Origin of the sequence: Halorientalis persicus (assembly GCF_900110215.1) — an archaeon.
Taxonomy (GTDB): domain Archaea; phylum Halobacteriota; class Halobacteria; order Halobacteriales; family Haloarculaceae; genus Halorientalis; species Halorientalis persica.
The window spans coordinates 1-20463 of sequence record NZ_FOCX01000035.1 but is presented as its reverse complement, the minus strand read 5'-3'; the positions used below and the strand labels follow the sequence as shown (position 1 = coordinate 20463).

Annotated in this window: 25 protein-coding genes; 16 read left to right on the top strand and 9 right to left on the bottom strand. The window is 66.2% G+C overall.

Features of this window, described 5'->3' with window-relative positions:
• Window positions 1-70: 70 nt before the first annotated feature.
• From BMX17_RS21445 to BMX17_RS21420, 7 genes are all read left to right on the top strand, one after another.
• Window positions 71-1102: an NAD(P)/FAD-dependent oxidoreductase gene (locus BMX17_RS21445; RefSeq protein WP_092663943.1), complete on the top strand. Its 1032-nt coding sequence runs from the start codon at window positions 71-73 to the stop codon at window positions 1100-1102.
• Window positions 1103-1292: 190 nt separating this feature from the next.
• Complete coding sequence (locus BMX17_RS21440; RefSeq protein WP_092663941.1) at window positions 1293-2561, top strand: NAD(P) transhydrogenase subunit alpha; 1269 nt, start codon at window positions 1293-1295, stop codon at window positions 2559-2561.
• Window positions 2551-2847 carry an NAD(P) transhydrogenase subunit alpha part 2 gene (locus tag BMX17_RS21435; RefSeq protein ID WP_092663939.1) on the top strand — a complete coding sequence of 99 codons (297 nt, stop codon included), beginning with the start codon at window positions 2551-2553 and terminating at the stop codon, window positions 2845-2847. The genes BMX17_RS21440 and BMX17_RS21435 overlap by 11 nt, the downstream gene beginning before the upstream one ends.
• Window positions 2847-4295 (top strand): NAD(P)(+) transhydrogenase (Re/Si-specific) subunit beta, encoded by a 1449-nt coding sequence (locus BMX17_RS21430; RefSeq protein ID WP_092663937.1) that lies wholly within the window; start codon window positions 2847-2849, stop codon window positions 4293-4295. The genes BMX17_RS21435 and BMX17_RS21430 overlap by 1 nt, the downstream gene beginning before the upstream one ends.
• 95 nt (window positions 4296-4390) lie before the next feature.
• Entirely contained in the window at window positions 4391-4564 is a 174-nt protein-coding gene (locus tag BMX17_RS26455; protein ID WP_170845513.1) for a hypothetical protein, read from the top strand.
• A 76-nt stretch (window positions 4565-4640) separates the two neighbouring features.
• Window positions 4641-6842, top strand: a complete 2202-nt coding sequence (rqcH, locus tag BMX17_RS21425) for a ribosome rescue protein RqcH (protein ID WP_092663935.1) — start codon at window positions 4641-4643, stop codon at window positions 6840-6842.
• Window positions 6843-6973: 131 nt separating this feature from the next.
• Window positions 6974-7684 carry a DUF4013 domain-containing protein gene (locus tag BMX17_RS21420; protein ID WP_092663934.1) on the top strand — a complete coding sequence of 237 codons (711 nt, stop codon included), beginning with the start codon at window positions 6974-6976 and terminating at the stop codon, window positions 7682-7684.
• A gap of 16 nt (window positions 7685-7700) precedes the next feature.
• Here the strand turns inward: BMX17_RS21420 and BMX17_RS21415 are convergent, their stop codons facing one another.
• Window positions 7701-7928, bottom strand: coding sequence for a DUF7385 family protein (locus BMX17_RS21415; RefSeq protein WP_092663932.1), 228 nt, complete (start codon window positions 7926-7928; stop codon window positions 7701-7703).
• A gap of 144 nt (window positions 7929-8072) precedes the next feature.
• On the opposite strand from BMX17_RS21415, the gene BMX17_RS21410 reads away from it, so the two are divergent.
• The gene (locus tag BMX17_RS21410; RefSeq protein WP_092663930.1) at window positions 8073-9014 is read left to right on the top strand and encodes a hypothetical protein; all 942 of its coding nucleotides are present in this window, start codon (window positions 8073-8075) and stop codon (window positions 9012-9014) included.
• A 3-nt stretch (window positions 9015-9017) separates the two neighbouring features.
• On the opposite strand, the gene BMX17_RS21405 is transcribed toward BMX17_RS21410, so the two are convergent.
• The 3 genes from BMX17_RS21405 to BMX17_RS21395 are packed head-to-tail and all read right to left on the bottom strand — an operon-like array spanning window position 9018 to window position 10361.
• Window positions 9018-9722, bottom strand: coding sequence for an RNase P subunit p30 family protein (locus tag BMX17_RS21405; protein ID WP_092663928.1), 705 nt, complete (start codon window positions 9720-9722; stop codon window positions 9018-9020).
• The gene (locus BMX17_RS21400) at window positions 9722-10159 is read right to left on the bottom strand and encodes an RNA-binding protein (protein ID WP_092663926.1); all 438 of its coding nucleotides are present in this window, start codon (window positions 10157-10159) and stop codon (window positions 9722-9724) included. Before BMX17_RS21400 ends, BMX17_RS21405 begins: the two co-directional genes overlap by 1 nt.
• A gap of 7 nt (window positions 10160-10166) precedes the next feature.
• Complete coding sequence (locus tag BMX17_RS21395; protein ID WP_092663924.1) at window positions 10167-10361, bottom strand: DUF1918 domain-containing protein; 195 nt, start codon at window positions 10359-10361, stop codon at window positions 10167-10169.
• Window positions 10362-10570: 209 nt separating this feature from the next.
• On the opposite strand from BMX17_RS21395, the gene BMX17_RS21390 reads away from it, so the two are divergent.
• A complete protein-coding gene (locus BMX17_RS21390; protein WP_092663922.1) occupies window positions 10571-11128 on the top strand; it encodes an NUDIX hydrolase in 558 nt (185 codons plus the stop codon).
• Window positions 11129-11220: 92 nt separating this feature from the next.
• Complete coding sequence (locus BMX17_RS21385) at window positions 11221-11709, top strand: hypothetical protein (protein ID WP_092663920.1); 489 nt, start codon at window positions 11221-11223, stop codon at window positions 11707-11709.
• On the opposite strand, the gene BMX17_RS21380 is transcribed toward BMX17_RS21385, so the two are convergent.
• The 3 genes from BMX17_RS21380 to pyrB all read right to left on the bottom strand — a co-directional run bounded on the left by BMX17_RS21380 (window position 11706) and on the right by pyrB (window position 14130).
• Complete coding sequence (locus BMX17_RS21380) at window positions 11706-12530, bottom strand: alpha-amylase family protein (protein WP_092663918.1); 825 nt, start codon at window positions 12528-12530, stop codon at window positions 11706-11708. The genes BMX17_RS21385 and BMX17_RS21380 overlap by 4 nt on opposite strands.
• Window positions 12531-12754: 224 nt before the next feature.
• A complete protein-coding gene (gene pyrI / locus BMX17_RS21375) occupies window positions 12755-13219 on the bottom strand; it encodes an aspartate carbamoyltransferase regulatory subunit (protein WP_092663916.1) in 465 nt (154 codons plus the stop codon).
• Complete coding sequence (pyrB, locus tag BMX17_RS21370) at window positions 13216-14130, bottom strand: aspartate carbamoyltransferase (RefSeq protein WP_092663914.1); 915 nt, start codon at window positions 14128-14130, stop codon at window positions 13216-13218. The genes pyrI and pyrB overlap by 4 nt, the downstream gene beginning before the upstream one ends.
• Before the next feature lie 102 nt (window positions 14131-14232).
• Here pyrB and BMX17_RS21365 point away from each other — a divergent pair, with 102 nt between their 5' ends.
• Both BMX17_RS21365 and BMX17_RS21360 read left to right on the top strand, forming a co-directional pair.
• Window positions 14233-14886, top strand: a complete 654-nt coding sequence (locus BMX17_RS21365; protein ID WP_092663912.1) for a MinD/ParA family ATP-binding protein — start codon at window positions 14233-14235, stop codon at window positions 14884-14886.
• A gap of 29 nt (window positions 14887-14915) precedes the next feature.
• On the top strand, window positions 14916-15545 hold the full coding sequence (locus tag BMX17_RS21360; protein WP_092663910.1) for an RAD55 family ATPase: 630 nt from the start codon (window positions 14916-14918) through the stop codon (window positions 15543-15545).
• Window positions 15546-15610: 65 nt separating this feature from the next.
• On the opposite strand, the gene BMX17_RS21355 is transcribed toward BMX17_RS21360, so the two are convergent.
• Window positions 15611-16453, bottom strand: a complete 843-nt coding sequence (locus BMX17_RS21355) for a bacteriorhodopsin (protein WP_092663908.1) — start codon at window positions 16451-16453, stop codon at window positions 15611-15613.
• Window positions 16454-16612: 159 nt separating this feature from the next.
• Window positions 16613-17599, bottom strand: a complete 987-nt coding sequence (locus tag BMX17_RS21350; protein ID WP_092663906.1) for an FKBP-type peptidyl-prolyl cis-trans isomerase — start codon at window positions 17597-17599, stop codon at window positions 16613-16615.
• A 103-nt stretch (window positions 17600-17702) separates the two neighbouring features.
• Here BMX17_RS21350 and cyaB point away from each other — a divergent pair, with 103 nt between their 5' ends.
• The 4 genes from cyaB to BMX17_RS21330 all read left to right on the top strand — a co-directional run.
• Complete coding sequence (cyaB, locus tag BMX17_RS21345; protein WP_092663904.1) at window positions 17703-18251, top strand: class IV adenylate cyclase; 549 nt, start codon at window positions 17703-17705, stop codon at window positions 18249-18251.
• Between the two features lie 65 nt (window positions 18252-18316).
• Window positions 18317-19519, top strand: a complete 1203-nt coding sequence (locus tag BMX17_RS21340; protein WP_092663902.1) for a methionine adenosyltransferase — start codon at window positions 18317-18319, stop codon at window positions 19517-19519.
• A gap of 61 nt (window positions 19520-19580) precedes the next feature.
• A complete protein-coding gene (locus BMX17_RS21335; RefSeq protein WP_092663900.1) occupies window positions 19581-20162 on the top strand; it encodes a DUF5804 family protein in 582 nt (193 codons plus the stop codon).
• Window positions 20163-20194: 32 nt separating this feature from the next.
• The coding region (locus tag BMX17_RS21330) for a helix-turn-helix domain-containing protein (RefSeq protein WP_139203636.1) at window positions 20195-20463 on the top strand (269 nt) is incomplete at its 3' end.

Here is a 20463-nt window from a genome sequence, read left to right as displayed (position 1 = left end):
CGTGAGCGGCGGGGACGTGCCAGTGGCCGACGGCAGGGGGAACTTTGACCCTCGCACCCGAATTACAGGTATGGCTGACGACATCGCAATCGTTGGAGCCGGCGCGGCGGGTGCGGGTGCCGCCTACGCGCTGGCAGACGCCGACGCGACGGTCACCGTCTTCGAGAAGAGCCGAGGGGTCTGTGGCCGCGCGGCGACGCGTCGCCGCGACGACTGCCGGTACGATCACGGTGCGAACTACGTCAAATCCGACGACGACCGGGTCACCGAACTGCTGACCGAGGAACTCGACACCGAGGGGCTGGTCGACATCCCGGAACCGGTCTGGGTGTTCGATGCCGACGGCGAGATCTCGGAAGGCCGGGACGCCGACGCACACAAGTGGACCTACGAGGCCGGCATCACCCAGCTGGCCAAGCGGCTGTTCGGCGCGACGGACGCGACGGTCGAGAACGGCGTCCGCGTGTCCGAACCCGTCCGCGAGAACGAGGGCTGGCGGCTCTACGACACCGACCACACCGATCTCGGGCACTTCGACACCGTCTTGCTCACCCCACCGGCCCCGCAGACGGCGGATCTACTCGGCTGTGCGAACTGGGAACACGAACTCTGCCGGCGGTTGCGCGAAGCGGTTGCCGTGGTGCCGTACCGGTCCATCGTCACCGCGGTCCTGCACTATCCCTTCGAAATCGACCGGCCCTACTACGCGCTGGTCAACACGGACGACGAACACGACGTGGGGTGGGTCTCCCGTGAGGAGTGCAAGGACGGGCACGTTCCAGCGGACGAGAGCCTGCTGATCGTCCAGATGAGTCCCGACTGGTCGGTCGACCACTACGACGACGCCGACGACACCATCACCGCGGCCGCCGCCGAGCGGGTGGCCGAGCTGCTCGAAGACGAGCGACTGGCCGATCCCGACTGGACGGACACCCAGCACTGGCGCTACGCGCTGGCCGACGACGGCGTCGACGAAGGGGTCGTCGACCGGGCGGCCGACCACGGGCTCTACCTCGCTGGCGACTGGGTGGCCGGCGAAGCCCGCGTCCACGCCGCCCTCCGAAACGGTCTGGAGACCGGCGAACGGATCGCCGACCGCTGACGCTTCACCAACATCTCCGAAAACATACCAGATTCCTGGGTTTTGTGGCGGGTGTTTAAGTTTGAGCCAAAAAATCGTGTACGTCAATGCCAGGCGGGAGACGTTACGACGTACCACGGGACGCGTACCGACGGGAACTGATCGCTTCGACTGACGCCGACGAGCCGACGGCACGGCGGGGGCGTTCGCCGTGATCGTCGGCGTCCCCAGCGAGACGGCCGACGGCGAGAAACGCGTCGCGCTGACGCCGCCGGTCGCCGAAGACCTCGTCGAGGACGGGCACGAGGTCTATGTCGCGGCCGGTGCCGGCGAGGGGGCGACGTTCGCGGACGCCGACTACGAGGCGGTCGGCTGTGAGGTCCTCGACGACCGCGAGGCGGTGTTCGAGCGGGCTGAAGTCCTCTTTCAGGTCCGCGGCCTGGGCGCGACCGAGACCGAGACCGACCCCTACCGCGAAGGGCAGGTCGTCGTCGGCCTGCTCGGGCCCTACGGGGTCGCCGACGACACGCTCGCGGACCTGGCCGACCGGGGCGTCAGCGCGTTCTCGCTGGAGTTGATGCCCCGGATCAGCCGCGCACAGAGCATGGACGCGCTGTCCTCGCAGGCGAGTCTCGGCGGGTATCAGGCCACGCTGCTGGCCGCCGAGGAACTGCCCAAGATGTTCCCGATGGAGATGACCGCCGCGGGCACGATCCAGCCGGCGGAAGTGTTCGTCATCGGCGCAGGGGTGGCCGGGCTGAAAGCCATCGCGACCGCCGAGCGACTCGGGGCCAGCACGAAGGGTCACGACGTGCGCCTCGAAGTCAAACGCGAGGTCGAGAGTCTGGGCGCGGACTTCGTGGAACTCGAACTGCCCACGGAGGAGTCGGGCGACGAGGAGGGGTACGCCGTCGAGATGGGCGAGGAGTTCTACGCCGAACAGCGCAGACAGATGGAGCGGGTCGTCCCCGAATCCGACGTGTTGATCACCACGGCGGCGATTCCCGGTCGGCCGGCACCCGAGATCGTCACGACCGAGATGATCGAAGACATGGACCCCGGGTCGGTCGTCGTCGATCTCGCGGCCGAGACGGGCGGGAACTGCGAGCCCACCGAGGCCGGCGAGACCGTCGAGGTCGACGGCGTCCGGGTCCACGGCCCGACCGATCTCCCCTCGCAGGTCAGTCATACCGCGAGCCAGCAGTACGCGAACAACTGCAAGCACTTCCTCGACAACCTGCTCGACGACGAGGGCGCTCTCGACGTCGATTTCGAGGACGAGATCGTCGACTCCACGCTGCTGGTCCACGACGGCACGGTGCGGAACCCACACCTCGACGACGGCGGTGGAGACGAGGGCGACGAGAACGGCGACAGTGCCGAGGAAGACGCGGCGGCGGGCGACGGTGAGGACACCGCGGACGACGAGCCAGGCGAAGCGTCCGCCGACGGTGACGGGGGTGACGGCGATGGCGACTGAACTGTCGGCGTTCGTCACCAACCTGACGCTGTTCGTGCTGGCGGCGTTCGTCGGGTACGAGATCATCACGAAGATTCCGACGAACCTGCACACGCCGCTGATGTCCGGGGCCAACGCGATCTCGGGCATCACGCTGCTGGGGTCGGTCGTCGTCGCGGGGTCGGGATCGAACGGGCTCGCGACCGCGCTGGGTTTTCTCGCGGTCGTCATGGCGACGATCAACGTCGTCGGGGGCTACCTCGTGAGCCACTTCATGCTCGACCAGTTCCGGGGGGGTGGTAACTGATGGCGGGCATCCTCGCGCAGTATCTGCCCGACGCGGCCCTGCAACTGGCCTACCTGATCGCGGGCATCCTGTTCATCCAGGGGCTCCGGGACATGACCCATCCCCGGACCGCGACCCGCGGGAACCAGATCTCCGCCGCGGGGATGTTCCTCGCCGTCCTCGTGACGGCGCTGTGGTTCGACATCGTCTCGCCGCTGATCCTCGGGGCCGGCCTGCTGGTCGGCGGCGGGATCGGGGTCTGGCTGGCGGTCACCGTCGAGACGACCGAGATGCCCCAGCTCGTCGGCCTGTTCAACGGGTTCGGTGGCGGCGCGTCGGCGCTGGTCGCCGGCGCGGAACTGATCGACGTACTCGCTTCCGGCGGATCCCTCTCGATCGATCTGACGGCCACCGCGGCCATCGCCGGCATCATCGGCTCGGTCACCTTCTGGGGGAGTCTCGTCGCCGCCGGCAAACTCCACGGCATCGTCGGCGACTCGCCGGTGAGCACGAACGTCGGTCACGCGATCAAGGTCCTGTTCCTCGGGGCCGCGGTCGTGGCCGGCCTCGTCCTCGTGATCCAGCCCGAGATGCTGGGGAACTCGCCCATGGCATCGTGGATCCCGTCCTACTGGGTGCTGGTCGCGGCCGCGTCGATCCTCGGGATCTTCCTCGTGGTGCCAATCGGCGGCGCGGATATGCCCGTCGTTATCGCGCTGTTGAACTCCTACTCCGGGCTCGCGGCCGCGACGACGGGGTTCGTGCTGGGCAACACTGCGCTGATCATCGCCGGCACGCTGGTCGGCGCGTCGGGACTGATCCTGACGGTCATCATGTGTGAGTCGATGAACCGCTCGCTCACGAACGTCCTCTTTGGCGGCCTCGGCGGGGACGACGACGACGGCGAGGACATGGAAGACATCTACGAGGGGCAGATTCAGGAGACTTCGCCCGAGGAGGTCGTCATGCTGCTGGAGACTGCAGATCGGGTCGTCGTCGTCCCCGGCTACGGGATGGCGGTCGCACAGGCCCAGCACGCCGTCGCGGAACTCGTCGACCTCCTCGACGAACACGGCGTCGACGTGGAGTTCGGCATCCACCCCGTCGCCGGTCGGATGCCGGGCCACATGAACGCCCTGCTCGCGGAAGCCGACGTGCCCTACGACAAGATGCGCGAACTGGAGGAGGTCAACCCGACCTTCTCACAGACCGACGTGGCCATCGTCTGCGGGGCCAACGACGTGGTGAACCCCCGGGCCAACGAGGACGACGGGAGTCCCATCTCGGGGATGCCCGTTCTGAACGTCGCGGAGGCAAACACCGTCATCGTCAACAAGCGGAGCCTGAGCCCCGGCTTCTCTGGCATTCCGAACCCGCTGTTCGCCCGGGACAACACGAGTATGCTCTTTGGCGACGCCAAAGAGTCGATGCAGGATCTGGTCAACGACTACAAGGAGGCGACGGACTGAGCGTTCAGAGCGGCGACACGGACACTGTGTCAGTCGTTCTCAGATTCTGACGATTGGGGGTGTTCTTCTTGTACTCGCCCGTCGTATGGTCCGGTATGGTTCAAGACGCACTTCTGGTGGCGCTGATCGGAATGGCAGCGTTCTTCCTGCTGATTCCGGCGTCGATCTGGCTGTTGAAGGGTGTCCTCGGCGGCGCGGAATCGGAGTCGGTCGAGGAGGTCGACACGAATGGGCGGTCAGAACCGCCGCGGCAGGGGTCGAGCGCCTGAGCCGGTCGGTCGCCGTCGCTGACTCGTTTTCGGGGCCGAACGACACCCTCTTTGCACGCCCGGCGGACCGGAGGATATGGACCGCAAGCGGGAGCTGACGAGCGTCGACCTCGCGGCGCTCTGTGGCGAGTTCGGGGATTACGAGGGCGCGAAAGTCGACAAAGTCTACCTCTACGACGACGGCCTCGTGCGGTTTCGGATGCGCGATTTCGACCGAGGTCGCGTGGAGTTGCTGGTCGACATCGGCGAGACCAAACACCTCCGGGTAGCAGACCCCGAGAACGTCCCCGACGCGCCCGGCCGGCCCCCGAACTTCGCGATGATGCTCCGGAACCGACTCTCCGGGGCCGACCTCGTCGGCGTCGAACAGTACGGCTTCGACCGGATCGTCACGCTCGAATTCGAGCGCGGCGACGAGGATACGACCGTCGTGGCGGAACTGTTCGGCGACGGGAACGTCGCCGTCCTCGACGAGAGCGGCGAGGTCGTGGACTGTCTGGACACCGTGCGCCTGAAATCTCGAACCGTCGCCCCTGGGTCGCCCTACGAGTTCCCCTCCTCGCGTTTCAACCCGCTGGAGTCCGACTACGAGACCTTCGCCGCGAAGATGGACGATTCGGACACCGACGTGGTGCGGACGCTGGCGACGCAACTCGATTTCGGTGGCTTCTGGGGCGAGGAACTCTGTACCCGCGCCGGCGTCGCAAAGACCATGGACATCGCCGAGGCCGGCGACGAGGAGTACGAGGCGCTCTTTTCGGTGATCGGGGATCTGCGGGACCGTCTCGACTCGGCCGACCTCGACCCCCGCGTGTACTACGAGGGTTCCGAGGAGAGCGGAGACGGCGAAGACGTGGGAGCAGGAGCGGCTGACGGGGAGGAGGCCGACGCCGACCGCGGCCTGCGCGTCGACGCCACGCCGATACCGATGGCCGAACACGAGGGCCTGCCCAGCGAGCCCTTCGAGACGTTCACCGCGGCGCTGGACGACTACTTCACCAACTGGGAGGCCGAACCCGACACCGGGCCCGAAGACGGCGGCGGACGGAACCGGCCGGACTTCGAGAGCGAGATCGAGAAACAGAAACGGATCATCGAGCAACAGCGGGGAGCCATCGAGGACTTCGAGGCCGAGGCCGAGGCCGAACGCGAGAAGGCCGAACTGCTGTACGCCGAGTACGATCTGGTCGACGAGGTCCTCTCGACGGTCCAGCAGGCCCGCGAGAACGACGTGTCCTGGGACGCCATCGAAGAGAAGTTCGAGGAGGGGGCCGAGCGCGGGATCGAGGCCGCCGAGGCGGTCGTCGGCGTCGACGGGAGCGAGGGCACCGTCACGGTCGAGCTCGACGACCACCGGATCGACGTGGACGCGAGCATGGGGGTCGAGAAGAACGCCGACCAGCGCTACACCGAAGCAAAGCGGATCGAGGAGAAAAAGGCGGGCGCACAGGAAGCCATCGAGAACACGCGCGAGGACCTGGCGGAAGTCAAACGACGCCGCGACGAGTGGGACGCCGCCGACGGCGACGACGCCGAAGGCGGCGACGGTGCCGACGGAGACGACGGCGACGACGAACCCGAAGACGTGGACTGGCTCTCGCGGGCGTCGATCCCCGTCCGATCCTCGGAGCAGTGGTACGAGGAGTATCGCTGGTTCCACACCAGCGACGACTTCCTCGTGATCGGCGGCCGCAACGCCGACCAGAACGAGGCACTCGTCAAGAAGTACATGGACAGCGGTGACAAGTTCTTCCACGCACAGGCCCACGGCGGGCCGGTGACGATCCTGAAGGCGACCGGACCGAGCGAACCCGCCAAAGACGTGGACTTTCCCGAGTCGACGCTGGCGGAGGCCGCGCAATTCGCCCTCTCGTACTCCTCGGTCTGGAAGGAGGGCAAGTACGCCGACGACGTGTACATGGTCGACCCCGATCAGGTGTCGAAGACGCCCGAGAGCGGCGAGTACCTCGAGAAGGGCGGGTTCGCCGTTCGCGGCGACCGAACCTACTTCGAGGACGTGGCCGCGAGCGTCGCCGTCGGCATCAAGTGCGAACCGGACACCCGCGTAATCGGCGGGCCACCCGCAGCGATCCGGCCGGCGGTCGAGACCAGCATCGAACTCGAACCGGGCCGGTACGCACAGAACGACATGGCGAAGATGTGCTACCGGGAGTTCAAAGAGCGGTTCACCGACGAATCGTTCGTGCGGAACGTGGCCAGCCCGGACCTCATCCAGGAGTTCCTGCCGCCCGGTGGGTCGCGGATGGTCGACGAGTAGCCGCGCTCGACCGTTTGGGGTGGCTAGACCCGCCGACGTACCGGTCACCGCCCGACGCGACGGCCCACCCTGCGGATCACCTCCCCGATCGATGCGCTACACTTATGTAAGAAAGAAAGAAACTCGAACCGATGATACAGGACGCAGTGACGTATCCGTACACGGGTGACGAATGGGTCAAGCGCGTCGTGATCGGAACCGTACTGCTCTTCGGATCGGTGCTGATCCTGCCGGCCGTTCCCCTGATGGGGTACATTTATCGGACGATTCAGGCTGGAGCGCGTGACGACCCCGAGCCGCCGGCCTGGGAGGACTGGGGTGGTCTCTCGGTCGACGGTCTCAAACTACTCGCCGGCTTCGTCGTCGCGCTGGTCGTCCCGATGGTGCTGTGGGTGGCGATGTCCTTCGTCGTGTTCGGCGGGACCATGTTAGCTGCGAGTACGGGTTCGAGCGCGGGGATCGTCGCCGGGGCTGGACTCGCTCTGCTATTCGTATTCGGTTCCTTTGGCTTTCTGCTGGCGGTGTTCTACGTCGCGCTGGCCGCAGTTACGAACATGGTCTTGCGGGACTCGCTCGGTGCGCTGTTCGAGTTCGGCCGCATCGGATCGCTAGCACTGTCGGGTGATTTCTTCGTCGGCGTCCTCGCCTCTATGGCCGTGTCGTTCGTCCTCGGACTCGTCGCGGGCCTGTTGTCCCTCGTCCTCGTCGGGTTGCTGTTGCTCTTTGGCGTGCAGGTGTCACAGTACTACCTCATCGGCCGCGGCGCGGGGAAGGCGCTCGACATCCCCGATTCCGGCGGGTCCGAGTCCGCCGGGTCCGCCACGGCCTCGGACCCGTACTGACGGTGGGCCGCGCTGCTCAGTGTTTGTGCGTGAACAGGAGCGGGTTGCCGTCGTGGATCGCGGTGCAGATGTCCATCGCGAAGTCCAGTTCCAGCGAGTTGAACTCGTCTTTGCAGACGATCAGGTTGTCGAACGGCGATTCACAGGCCGGACAGGCGATGCCGACCGTGTTCTGGTAGATGCTGACCGAGTCGCTCTCCTGTCGGGGCGTCAGCGAGGAGACGAGTTCGTCGTAATCCTCCATACAGAAAGCGGGTCCCGCGGCGAGTATAAATCACACGCCCGGTCGCCCGGTGCGTCGGTCCGGGTGGGTCCGCCGCTCGTGGGCCCGCGAGTCAGCGCCGAAAACGACCCATAGAGCCAACTATCATGACGGTCATTAGGAACTATGCAACGACGGCTCCAGGGTGCCGCGATCGCCGTCGTCGGCCTCCTGCTGGCCGCCGTCCAGGTCGCACACGCGATGGCTCGCACGTCGACGACCGTCGGGTTCCTCGTCGATCTGGTCCCCTTCCTCGCGATGGCTGCCGCGATCGCCTTCACCGGCGTCTGGGTCGCCCGGAGCCCCGACTACGTCGAGTACGGCACCGTCGTCGGCGCGTGGGTCGTCGGGAGCGCCGTCGCCTTCGCCGCCATCACCGCGTTGATCCTCTTCTCGCTGAACGTCGCCACCGAGACCTTCGACGTGTTCGGCGCGGCCCCCTACGTCGCCGTGGACAACGTCACCGCGGGGACGCTCGCGGGCGTCCTCGTCGGCATCTACGACGTGCGCAGTCGGATCGACCGGGCGGAGCTGAAACGCCAGCGCGACCGGATCGAGACGTTCGCCAACCGCGCCGCCGATACGAATCACTACGGCCGGGCCCTGAACGAGTGTGACACGATGGACGAAGTGAGTGCGCTCTGTGTCGAGGCCGCCACGACGCTCGTCCAGTTCCACGACGTGGCCTTCGTCGAGCGCCGGGGCGGGTTCGCCACGCTCGTCGAGAGTACCATCGCCGGCGTCGACGACGAGACGATCGCGGAACTCGCCGGGCTGGCCGCGGGCGCGGACCCGGCCACCGTCGACACCCACGAGGACGACCTCCCGGACGGACTCCCCGAGGACGTGGAGCGAGTCGTGACGATTCTCGTCACCGAGACCGACAGCGCCACGACGGCGCTGGTCGCGCTGGACCGGGGTGACACCGCCGTCACCGAGGAGACACGCTCCCTGCTGGAGATGCTCGTCGCCCACGCCGGCACGGCGCTGGAAACCATCTCCGAGCGGTCGATTCCCACGCGAGACCCGGACGACCCAGTCACCATCGAGATCGACGACGGGGAGTGAGATTCATTCGGAGCCGTCGTCGTACTCCCCGAGCCGAACCCCCGGTTCGACGTACCTATCTGACTGCCGTTCGCGGTTGCGCTCGGCCAGTCGACCCCACTCCCGGAGTCCGTCTTCGACCTGCTCGGCCGAGAAGCCGATCACATCGCCGACGGCCCGGAGGTCCCGCGGGGCGCGCAACTGGAGGTGACTGGTCGGGTCGGCGCTCACGACGTAGGGCACGTCGTAGGTCTCGACCATCTCGCGGAGTTTCCGGAGGTCCTGGATCGCTCTGACGCGGGTGCCACCCTGCTCCCGGAGGACCCGGGCCAGCGAGAACTCGACGCGGACGCCGTTGCGCGCCGCTTCCTTGGCGAGGACGTGGTTGAAGTCGCCGCCGTCCATCGGGTGGGCCAGCACGTCGACGGCGGGCTGTTCGACGGCGAAGCGGTTGAGCTGGGTGTCGCCGCCGTGGACCGAGACCACGGTCTTGTCCTCACGGTAGTTGCCGACGAAGCCGCTGGCGCGGGACGGGTCCTCGGCCCGCACTTCGACGCCGTCGACCACGTCGATGCCGTAGGTTTCTGCGATCTCTCCGTAGTCGGCGTCGCAGGGCTGGTCGCCGTGGTTGCGGACGACGATCCCCGAATAGCCGTACTCGGCGGCGGTGAGCGCCTGCCGCGCGACCGTGCTCTCCCCGTCCGGTCGCGCGTGGACGCCCTCGTACATCACGCCTCCGCGATGAACGTCTCCAGTGCCTCGCGGGCGTTCTCGACCGCCTTCTCCTTCGTCGCGGGGTAGGCCTCGACCTTGGCCCGGACGGTGAGCCCGTCGCCAAGTCGAACGTCACCGCCGAAGGCGGCCTGTTTGTCCAGTCGGAGGAACAAAGAGCAGTTGTCGTCGACCCGTTCGTCGAGTTCGTCGGCCAGTTCCCGGGCGGTGTCGAGGTCGCTCAGGCGGTCCAGCACGTGGCGCATCTCGTCGGCCCGTTCGACCCGGGCCGAGAGAACGACGATGCGGTCGCCGTGGTGCCCTTCCGAGGTCGCGCGCTCGATTTCGACCTCCTCGGGGAGAAAGGTCCGGAGTGCGCCCTCGACGCGTTTCTCGTCTTCGGTGGCGTAACAGAACGCGCGGAGGTCGACGTAGTGGAAGGGGACCGACGGCACGGCTACGTTACTCCTCGTCGGCTTCTTCGACGAGTTCGAGCGCGTCCTCGGAGACGCCTGCCTCCTGCCCGTCGTCGAAGCTCACGGTGTAGTTTGCGTCGCCGAACATCGTCTCCATGACCTGCGTGATGACGCCCTCTTGGCCGTCGTGGTCGCTGTGTTCGTCGTGCAGAATGACGGTGTCGTCTTCCTCGAAACTCATACCTGAAAACTACTCACGCCGGCCTAAAAAGGGACTGATTCGCGACCACCCAGGCGGTGGGAGTGCCCGGGACACCGGTCCGAGCCGGTGGTTCGTGTCGAAGACTTATTGCTGGCTCGTGTGAAATACGTCGACATGGTCAACCCTTCGCACTCTTTCGTCGCCCCTCCGGATCGCGTGCAAACGCCACGCCACCCAGCTGCGGCACGATGACGGTCGTCGACAACCTGTGGTATATCGCCGACGAGGCCGATCAGCGGGCCGAACAGACGTACCACCGGCTCGCTAGCGAACACGAGGCCACCGTCGAGTACGAGCGCACACGGACCGTCTCCCGGTCGCGCTTCCGGACCGTCGCCGACCGCATCCGAGAGAACGGCCTGCCCTACGGCGCGCACACGCTGGTCTACCGCGATTCGGGCGACCTTCTCCTGGTCCGCCACGAGGGCGTCGATATGTGGGTCGTCCCCGGCGGCGAGGTCCGGCCCGACGAGTCGCTGCGCGAGGGCGCACGCCGCGAACTCTGGGAGGAAGCCGGTATCGACGCCGCCTACGAAGGGCTGGGTATCCTCGCCCGGGTCAACTTCCGTAGCGACGGGCACCGCGCCTGGGGCGTCCTCCCGGTGTTCGCCGCCCGCGCGGAGACGACCGACCTCGAAGTCGACGATCCCGACGGGGAGATCTCCGACGCGCGGTGGTTCAGCGACCTCCCGGAGGACACCCGGGACCGGGCGGAACTGCTCACATGGCGCGAGCAGGTGCTGTGACCGCGGGTCCCGTGGGCGATTTCCACCGACCGCTCGACGCGTCGTAACTGGAAGTAGTTTTAACCCTGACACGTGGATCTACGCGAGTACGGATGGAACGAACACAGATGGCGATCGTCGCCGGCGTCGTCGGCGCGGTCGTGGTGGCAGGGGTCGGTGCGGCGTTCGTCTTTGGCCTGGTGCCGGGCGGCGGGGGCGAGGACGTGGCCTCACCCCCCACGGGTGACGAAAACGAGAGCGACGTGAGGCTGAACTTCACCCTCGTCGGGGGGTCGGAGTGTGGCCAGACCTGTCGGCTGGTGAATACGACGATCAGAAACACAGGGGACACGTCGTTGAACGTGACGGCGAGTCACGCCCTGTTCACCAGGTACAAGAACGGAAGCGCCAAGGAGGAGGCCTGGAGCGGGGAGGTCACGCCGGGAACCATCGCCGCGAACGAGACGGTCGTCAGCACGTTCGAGATCAACGTGGGAATCGGCGACGGGCTCGCACTCAGGGAAAACGATGGCCTCCTCTTCACGACGTTGCGTACCGAGCAGGGCAACGAGACTGTCGAGACCGTCGTTCCGGTCAACTAGGCTCCAAACTCCTCACCCTCGCGACCGTCGGCGTTCATACGTCTGAGCGTCGCCCGGGCGTTGCTGGCGTCGTAGCCGAACAGGACGCTCTCGCCGTACTCGGTCGCGACCTCCGCGGCGTCGATGAGGTTGTCGATCTCCACGTCGACGGCGTACAGCTCGACGCTGAACGGCGTGTCGAGGGCGTCGGCGAAGCCCGAGGCGATGATCTCCAGCCAGTAGGTCGTCGTGTAGGCCATGTCGTAGATCGGGACGACGAACTCGTCGACGTATTCGGCCAGCGCGTCGATATCGAGGCCGGCCCGCTCGTAGATGTGGCCCGGATAGGGATCCGGATACAGCGTCAGGTAGAGGTCGCCGGGAACGCGCTCGCGGGCCTCGCGGACGAACTCGGTGATCACGTCGGCGCGCCACGCGAACCAGTCGTCGAACTCGCTCGCCTCGAAGCGTCGTTCACAGCGGTCGCAGTGACAGTACTCCGGGCGGGGAAAGCCAACGTCGTCGAGCCGTACGTCCGGGGTCACTGCAGCGGCGTCCTCGACGATTTCGAGCAGGCCCTCCCGGTAGTCGTCGCGGGTGGGGCAGACGTAGGCCCAGTCGAAGTAACGACGCTCCCGCGTGGCGGGTTTTCCGTCCTCGGAGACGGGGACGAGGTCGGGGTTGGCGTCGGCGGCGGCGTTGTCGCCGAAACAGGAGACCATGCTGATGCCCTCCGAGACGGGTTCGGCGGCCCGGCCGGTGACGTCTTTGACCTCGTAGAACGACCGGTCGAACTCCGACCAGGCCAACTCTTCCTCGTTGCGGGTGACGACGCCGTACATATCTGTGGGTACGGAGCGGCCGGGAAAAGCCCGTCGGGGCCAGGGCGGTTCGCGCGCGATACGTCAGTGTCGCCGACTCACTTCTTGACCGCGAGGCGGTACACGAGGACGATGGCGACCAGAGCGGCGGCGAGTTTGAGCTTCTTCGACATTGCATGACAAAAAACGGCGGGTCGCGGTATAATCCTTCCGGGGGCTAAACAAGAATCGACCGCCGAGCGACCTCAGTCGACGTGGATGTGATCGGCGATGGACTCCCTGATGATCGTATCGCAGTAGGCACACCGCACGCCCTCGTCGAGGACGGCAAAGCGCGAGTCGACCGGCTCGTCTTTCGTCGTGATGCAGTTGCGGTTGGGACACTGCAGGACTCCGACGACCTCGCCGGGCCGCTCGACGCGGTGTTTCTCGACCACGTCGTAGTCCCGGACGATGTTGATCGTGGCCGCTGGCGCGATCAGCGAGAGCACGTCCACTTCGTCCTGGCTCAACTCTCGTCCCTCGACCTTTACGACGTCTTTCCGACCCAGCCGTTCGGAGGGGACGTTCATCCCGATGGAGACTTCCTCGCCGCCGGAGCCGTCGATGCCCAGGATCGCCAGAACGTTCAGCGCCTGCCCGCCCGTGACGTGATCGATGACCGTTCCCTCGGTGATCTTGCTGACTCTGAGTTGCTGGTCCTCGCTCATAGGTTGCCCTCCAGGATGAGATCGAGCAGTGCCATCCGCACCGGGACGCCGTTGTGTGCCTGCTCGAAGTAGCGCGCGTGATCGGTCTCGTCGACGTCGGGTGCGATCTCGTCGACGCGGGGCAGCGGGTGCATCACGACCAGATCGTCCTTGGCCGCCGCCAGGGTCTCGGCGTCGATCTGGTACTCCCCGGCCACCTTGCGGTACTCGTCCTCGTCGGGGAACCGTTCGGCCTGGATCCGCGTGACGTACAGCACGTCCAGGCTGTCGAGCACCTCGTCCAGTTCCGTGTGCTCCCGCATCGCGGCCCCTTCTTCGTGGAGGTCGTACCGGACACCCCGGGGAAGCTTCAGGCTCTCGGGGCTGATGAAGTGTTGCTGGGCGTCGAAGGTCGTGAGCGCGTGGGCCAGCGAGTGGACCGTCCGGCCGTACTTCAGGTCGCCCATGATCCCCACGGTCAGGTCGTCGAACCCGGCCGATTCCCGGATCGTGTACAGGTCGAGCAGGGTCTGTGTCGGGTGCTGACCGGCCCCGTCCCCCGCGTTGATCAGGGGCACGTCGACGAACTCGCTGGCCATCTTGGCCGAGCCCTCTAGCGGGTGGCGCATCACGAGGGCGTCGGCGTAGCCCTCGACGACGCGCACGGTGTCGGCGAGGCTCTCGCCTTTCTTGACGCTCGACTGGTCGACTGGGCCCATGTCGACGATGTCGCCGCCCAGTCGTTTCATCGCCGCGGAGAAACTCATCTTCGTGCGCGTGCTCGGCTCGAAAAAGAGCATCCCGAGCAACTTCCCGGCGTGCCGGTCGGACACGGCCTGGGGATCGGCGGCGATCTCGGCCGCCCGATCCAGTACCAACTCGATGTCGGCACGCGAGAGATGTTTCGCGCTGATGATGTGGTCCTGGGGCATTGAGAGAACCCGCGACCCGCGGCCCCTTGAATCCCTCGTTAGTCGGGACGAACCGAAGTCCACTCCGAAGCTTCTTGACCGAAACCGCGACCACCCACCGTCATGCTCGCGATAGCCGGCGGGAAAGGTGGGTGTGGGAAGACGACCACGACGTACCAACTCGGGCGTGCGCTGGCCGCCGACGGCCGCTCGCCGCTACTCGTCGACGCCGACGTGGAGATGCCCGACCTCCATCGGGTCGCCGGCGTCCCGCACGAACCCGGCCTCGCCGCCGTGGCCGACGGACGGCGACCCGCGAGCGTCGCTCACACCCCGACCGAACACCCCGGTCTCGCCGTCCTCCCGGCAAGGGGTGCCGACGCCGACGATCTCCCCGCCGCGGAACCCCGTCTGCGCGACTGGGACGGACCGATCCTGCTCGACTGCCCGGCCGGTGCGATGGCGGACGCCGTCGGCCCGTTGCGGGTCGCCCACCGGACGCTCCTCGTGTCGACGCCCAGACGCCGATCGCTCCGGGACGCCGTCAAGACCGCCGCGATGGCCCGCGAACTCGACGCGCCGCCACTCCTCGCGGTGCTGGTCGAGACCAGTCCGGCCGACGACGCGGCCACGGTCCCCGTGGAGGCCGCGCGCGCCGCGATGAACTGTCCGGTCGCGGCCCACGTAACCTACGCTTCGAGTGGAGATCGCCCGACGAAAACGGTTCGTACGGAGTATCGACGGGTCGCAAGAAAGGTTCAACAACGGAATATTTAATCTGCTGGGTACGCTTGGCTCGTACTGACATGGAGAATCGGCTCCGGACTGGGATCGACGTTCTCGACCGGAAGCTCAACGGCGGGATCCCGGCCGGGAGTATCGTCGCGCTGTGTGCCGACCCAGCCAGCCAGGCGGAGCTGTTTCTCTACGAACTGACCGCGACGCGGGGCACGCTGTACCTCTCGCTCGACCGCTCGGAGGAGGCCGTCTCCGACAGCATCCGCAACTCGCCGACCGAGACCGGCGACCCGACCGTCCGTCACATTCCCGGGGAAGCGCCGCTTGACAACGCCGGCAAACTCGTCTCCGCGCTCCCGGAGACCTCGAACCTCATCATCGATCCGGTGAACGTCCTGGAGACCCAGGAGCCGCCCTCGCGGTTCCGCAACTTCATGAACGACCTCCAGAACCACATCTTCAACACCGGCTCGCTGGCGGTCCTGCACTGCCTGACCGGCCACCAGATTCCACGGCTCCGGGACTCCACCGAACACTTCGCCGACGTGATCTTCCAACTGGAGACCGGCACCAACGGCGACGACGTGGAGAACCGGCTGGCCATCCCGAAGTTCCGAGGCGGCCGCGCACCCTCCGACGTGATCAAACTCGACCTCGTCGAGGAGGTCTCCATCGACACGTCCCGAGATATCGCCTGACGGCACCCACTTTTTCCATCGGGGGTGCGCTCCGCGCACCCCCCGAGCAAACACGTGGGGGAAAGTCAGTCGTCGGCGGGGGCGCCGCCCGAAACTGTGGCACCGTCCGGCGGCGACGCGACGACGTCCTCGTTGTCCGCGACCCAGCGCAGCAGCAGGAACGCGAACACGTACTTCGCGAGGATGTCCAGCCCGGAGTAGCCCCAGGAGGTGATCGTCACGTCGAGCAGGGCGAGGCCTTCCGTGCCAAGCGCCCAGAGGATCGGATACCCGAGCCACAGGACGACCGTCAGCAGCTTCAGCGTCCCGAAGATATCAGCGGTCCCGGCCCGGGCCGCGTCGTCGGGCCACTCGGCCAGCAGGACGTAGAGGACGACGAGGAAAAACGCCGAACTGATGCCGAAAAAGGCCCACCGAAGCAGGTACGACTGGGTGGTGAGCGCGGCGGCCAGTCCAGTCACGCACATCCCCACGTCCATGGTGATCGCGGTGAAGAGTTTCGCCGTGTCCGTGCCGGCGAGCAGGCCCAGCGCCAGCAGAATCATCGGCGTCGAGAACGTCCACGTGAGGTAGCGGCCCCACGGGGAGAACACCTCTTCACCCGCCAGTGCGTGCCCGGCGGGCATCTCCAGTGTGCCGATCGTCAGCCCCGAGAGTAGCGCGGAGTAACTGGCGATGGAGACGAGGGGGACCAGAAGCGTGGCGACCCAGATCAACCGGGAACGTGGTGTTTCGACCTGTCGTCCCATGTAGACGAAAAGCAGTATCGCGAGTCCGGCGAGGGCGACGTTGATCCACAGCGACGCGCTCAACAGCGTGTCCTCACGAAGTATCTCGATCGCGCTCGGTTGTGTCTGTAGTAGTCTCTCCGGTCGTAGGAACGTGGCGGCGGTGGCTGTATCGAGCATATGTGGACTCGGTCCCGCATCCCGTCTGACGGAACCAGTCGTACTACGCGCTAGTCCCGAATAAAAGCGGAACCCTACCAGTCAGTGATCGACCGATGTGTTCGCGACGGACGCTGTGCTACCCGACTGTAAAAAACGAGAACGGTGCGTCCGCGCGGGTTACTCGTTGGCGTCTTCGGCCGCGCCTTCGATCTCTTCCATGATCTCGTCGGCGTCGACGTCGGCGTCTTCGAGGGCCTCCTCGATGTCGCCCTCGCCGGCACCGCCCATGCCGCCCATCATGCCGCCCATGCCCATGCCCATCCCGGAGCCGTCGATGATCTCCTGGATGATCACGCGGTCGAGACCGAGCAGGTCCGTGACCTGCTGGCAGATCTGTTGTTTCTGCATCATCCACTGCTGGTTCATGCTGAGCTGGGGGTTGGCCTCGATGTAGAGGGTCTCCTTCTCGACCTCGACGACCTCGGTCTCGGGTTCGGGTTCTTCGTCCTCGTCACCCTCCTCGTCGGGCTGGACGAGCTCCTCTTCCTCGACCTCGTCGGTCTGGATCCACATCTCCAGATCCATGCCGAGGTACATATCGAAGAGGCTCTGGGCCTGTTCGAGCTGGTCTTCGACCTGGCCGACGACCTCGTAGTCGTACTCGATGTCCTCGCCCGCGAGCGGGTGGTTGAAGTCGACACGAGCGCGGCCGCCGACGAGGGTCTCGACGCGGCCCTGCTCGCCGTCGATCTGGACCTGTGCGCCGGGGTACTGGTCGTCCTCGGGAATCTTGTTGACGCTCACGGTCCGAACGTCGTCCTCGTCGAACTCGCCGAACGCCTCGGCGGCCGGAATCCCGACGGTGTCGCTCTGGCCGACATCGCCGCCGATGATGTCGTCCTCGACAGCCTCGAAGAGGAAGCCCTCGCCCAGCACCAGGGTCCGGGGCTCGAACTCGCGGTCTTCCTCGTCGAGCCCTTCTTCCTCGGCGACCTCGGGGTAGGTCGTGTCGACGATCATGTCCTCCTCGACGGTGCGGGCGGTGTAGTCCAGTTCGACGAAGTCGCCCGCCTGGAGTCCGGACTGTTCGGATTCGGTTGTCTCCTCGCTGTCTGCTACGTCATCGGCCTGTTCGGCCTCGTCGGCCTCGGCTTCGTCACTCATACCGTGAAGGTCAGGGGTTACGCCTATAAGCACAACGTTTCGACCCGGGCCGCCGACTGGTCGGAATCCGGATTCTTTAGTCCCGCCCCGCGAATCGGGAGGTATGTACGAGGTCGAGGTCAAGGTTCGCGCCGACCACGACGCCGTCCGGGACCGACTGTCCGACCTGGACGCCGAGCTGCTGGGCACCGTCGAACAGATCGATACCTACTTCGACGCGCCCCACCGTGACTTCGCCGAGACAGACGAGGCACTGCGCCTCCGCGAGGAACGGGACAGCGAGGGCGCACTGACCGAGGTGACCTACAAGGGCCCGCTGGTCGAGGCCGAGTCCAAGACCCGCGAGGAGATCGAGTCGGAGGTCGCGGATCGGGAGCGCGTGCAGGCCATCTTCGAGTCGCTGGGTTTCTCGCCGGCCGCCACGGTCGAGAAAGAGCGCACGCGATACCGTGTCGACGGGTTCACCGTCACGCTGGACTCGGTCGCCGACGTGGGGGAGTTCGTCGAGGTCGAGACCGAGTGCGAACGCGAGGCCGACGTGCCCGCCGAGCGCGAAGCCGCACAGGACCTCGTGCGATCGCTCGATCTGGATCCCGACGACGGGATCCGAACCTCGTATCTCGGGATGTTGCTCACCGACGAGGATGCCTGACGGTAATTCTGTCAGTCTCGACATTTCCGGAAGTTATAGAATCCCCACCTGCCAAGGCACGGGTAATGACCGACCGGAACATTCGCGTCGAGCCGACCAACCGGCTCGCAGTCGAAGACCAGGAAGTCGAGATCGTCGAGCGCAAGGGAGTCGGGCACCCGGACTCGATCTGTGACGGCGTGGCCGAGCGCGTGTCGCAGGCGCTCGCACAGGCCTACCTCGAACGGGTCGGCAAGCCCCTCCACTACAACACCGACGAGACCCAGCTGGTCGCGGGCAGTGCTGCGCCGGCCTTCGGCGGTGGGGAGATTCAGGAGCCGATCTATCTGCTGATCGTCGGTCGCGCGACCAAAGAGTACGAGGGGACGAAGATCCCGGCCGAGACCATCGCGCTCGAAGCCGCCCGCGACTACCTCAACGAGGAGATTCCCCAGCTCGACGTGGGGCGGGACGTCGTGATCGACGTGAAACTCGGCGAAGGGAGCGGCGATCTCAGGGACGTGTTCGGCGAAGACGGTGCGGTGCCGATGGCCAACGACACGAGCTTCGGGGTCGGCCACGCGCCGCTGACCGAGACCGAGCGGATCGTCTACGAGACCGAGCACCGCCTCAACGGCGAGTACGCCGACGAGAACCCCGAGATCGGGCCGGACGTGAAGGTGATGGGCAAACGGGAAGGCGATCAGGTCGACGTGACCGTCGCCGTCGCGATGATCGACAAGTACGTCGACGACCTCGACGAGTACCGCGACGCCGTGGAGGGCGTCCGTGAGTACGTTGGCGACCTCGCCCGGTCGATCACCGACCGTTCCGTCACCGTGCACGTCAACACCGCCGACGACTACGAGGAGGGCGCGATCTACCTGACCTGTACCGGCACCTCCGCCGAGATGGGCGACGACGGCTCCGTCGGCCGGGGCAACCGCGCGAACGGTCTCATCACGCCCAACCGACCGATGAGCATGGAGGCCACGAGCGGGAAAAACGCCGTCAACCACATCGGAAAGATCTACAACCTGCTCTCGACCGACGTGGCCGAAGCCGTCGTCGACGAGGTCGACGGTATCCGCGAACTCCAGATCCGCCTGCTCAGCCAGATCGGGCGGCCCATCGATCAGCCCCACGTCGCCGACGCCCACGTCGTCACCGAGGACGGCGTCTCCGTCGCCGACATCGAGGACGAGGTGACCGAAATCGTCGACGAGCGACTCGCCGACGTGACCTCGATCACCGAGCGGGCCATCGACGGCGACCTCTCGACGTTCTGATCCGGGTTTTGGCGGTCGGGGAGCCGAAACCGCTATGCCTCGCGGCCCTGTTCCGACGAGTGTGACACAGGTCTGTCTCGTCGGCGATCCGGAGGTGAACCTCCGATACGAGTTGCTCTCGCGTGAGACGGCCCGGAACGCCCTCGCGACCTACGACCTGCGGGAGCCGTTCGAGAACACCGTCGCCGTCGAGACGGTGAGTCTCGGCGCGGCCGTCGCCCTCCTGAACGACCTGAACTGGTATCTCGTCCGGTTCACGCGCGACGCATTCGTCCGCGAACCCAGCGTCAGCGAGACCGAGTGGCTCTCACGGGACCTCGCGGCCGCCGTCCGCGACGACGAACTGGCCGCCGACGAGACCGAACGCTTCCTCAAGATCTACGGCGTCGAGTACGAGTCAGACCGGGACGACGATGGCCCACCGGATGCGGTGACGAGCGACGAACCCGCCGGCACGGAGGCGGACGACGAGTCCGGCGACGCGACCGTCGAGACGGCCCCGGCGCTGGTCGAACCGATGTACGCCGCCCGGACCGGGCCGGAACTGCCCGCGTACGACCTGCGTGAGGTCTCGGACACGCTCGTCGTCAGAGTGGCCGAAGACGAGTTCGGCGGCGAGAAACAGCGCTATAGTAACCGTTAGAACTTTCTGCCCACAGTGTGTTGCAAGAGATAATGGATCATCTCGACGAGATCTCCGTCGAGGAACTGCAAGATGCCCTCGACAACGTAGACGAGAAGAAGCCGACACAGCGACTCTTAGCGGCTATTGCGTACAAGAACGGTGTTACGCAGAGCGAGCTAGCCGAGTGGTACGACGTTCAGCGGCGCACAATCTATAGCTGGCTCAAGCGACTCGACACTGACGAGTCGCTTGAGCAGGCTGTATCTGATGATAAGCGAACTGGGAGAAAACGAAAACTCCCAGAATCACAGCAAAAAGA

Excerpts from the sequence above, each read along its gene's own strand:
- BMX17_RS21445 (WP_092663943.1), top strand. The coding sequence starts at position 71 with ATGGCTGACGACATCGCAATCGTTGGAGCCGGCGCGGCGGGTGCGGGT.
- BMX17_RS21435 (WP_092663939.1), top strand. The coding sequence starts at position 2,551 with ATGGCGACTGAACTGTCGGCGTTCGTCACCAACCTGACGCTGTTCGTG.
- BMX17_RS21430 (WP_092663937.1), top strand. The coding sequence starts at position 2,847 with ATGGCGGGCATCCTCGCGCAGTATCTGCCCGACGCGGCCCTGCAACTG.
- BMX17_RS26455 (WP_170845513.1), top strand. The coding sequence starts at position 4,391 with ATGGTTCAAGACGCACTTCTGGTGGCGCTGATCGGAATGGCAGCGTTC.
- rqcH (WP_092663935.1), top strand. The coding sequence starts at position 4,641 with ATGGACCGCAAGCGGGAGCTGACGAGCGTCGACCTCGCGGCGCTCTGT.
- BMX17_RS21420 (WP_092663934.1), top strand. The coding sequence starts at position 6,974 with ATGATACAGGACGCAGTGACGTATCCGTACACGGGTGACGAATGGGTC.
- BMX17_RS21415 (WP_092663932.1), bottom strand. The coding sequence starts at position 7,928 with ATGGAGGATTACGACGAACTCGTCTCCTCGCTGACGCCCCGACAGGAG.
- BMX17_RS21410 (WP_092663930.1), top strand. The coding sequence starts at position 8,073 with ATGCAACGACGGCTCCAGGGTGCCGCGATCGCCGTCGTCGGCCTCCTG.
- BMX17_RS21405 (WP_092663928.1), bottom strand. The coding sequence starts at position 9,722 with ATGTACGAGGGCGTCCACGCGCGACCGGACGGGGAGAGCACGGTCGCG.
- BMX17_RS21395 (WP_092663924.1), bottom strand. The coding sequence starts at position 10,361 with ATGAGTTTCGAGGAAGACGACACCGTCATTCTGCACGACGAACACAGC.
- BMX17_RS21390 (WP_092663922.1), top strand. The coding sequence starts at position 10,571 with ATGACGGTCGTCGACAACCTGTGGTATATCGCCGACGAGGCCGATCAG.
- BMX17_RS21385 (WP_092663920.1), top strand. The coding sequence starts at position 11,221 with ATGGAACGAACACAGATGGCGATCGTCGCCGGCGTCGTCGGCGCGGTC.
- BMX17_RS21380 (WP_092663918.1), bottom strand. The coding sequence starts at position 12,530 with ATGTACGGCGTCGTCACCCGCAACGAGGAAGAGTTGGCCTGGTCGGAG.
- pyrI (WP_092663916.1), bottom strand. The coding sequence starts at position 13,219 with ATGAGCGAGGACCAGCAACTCAGAGTCAGCAAGATCACCGAGGGAACG.
- pyrB (WP_092663914.1), bottom strand. The coding sequence starts at position 14,130 with ATGCCCCAGGACCACATCATCAGCGCGAAACATCTCTCGCGTGCCGAC.
- BMX17_RS21365 (WP_092663912.1), top strand. The coding sequence starts at position 14,233 with ATGCTCGCGATAGCCGGCGGGAAAGGTGGGTGTGGGAAGACGACCACG.
- BMX17_RS21360 (WP_092663910.1), top strand. The coding sequence starts at position 14,916 with ATGGAGAATCGGCTCCGGACTGGGATCGACGTTCTCGACCGGAAGCTC.
- BMX17_RS21355 (WP_092663908.1), bottom strand. The coding sequence starts at position 16,453 with ATGCTCGATACAGCCACCGCCGCCACGTTCCTACGACCGGAGAGACTA.
- BMX17_RS21350 (WP_092663906.1), bottom strand. The coding sequence starts at position 17,599 with ATGAGTGACGAAGCCGAGGCCGACGAGGCCGAACAGGCCGATGACGTA.
- cyaB (WP_092663904.1), top strand. The coding sequence starts at position 17,703 with ATGTACGAGGTCGAGGTCAAGGTTCGCGCCGACCACGACGCCGTCCGG.
- BMX17_RS21340 (WP_092663902.1), top strand. The coding sequence starts at position 18,317 with ATGACCGACCGGAACATTCGCGTCGAGCCGACCAACCGGCTCGCAGTC.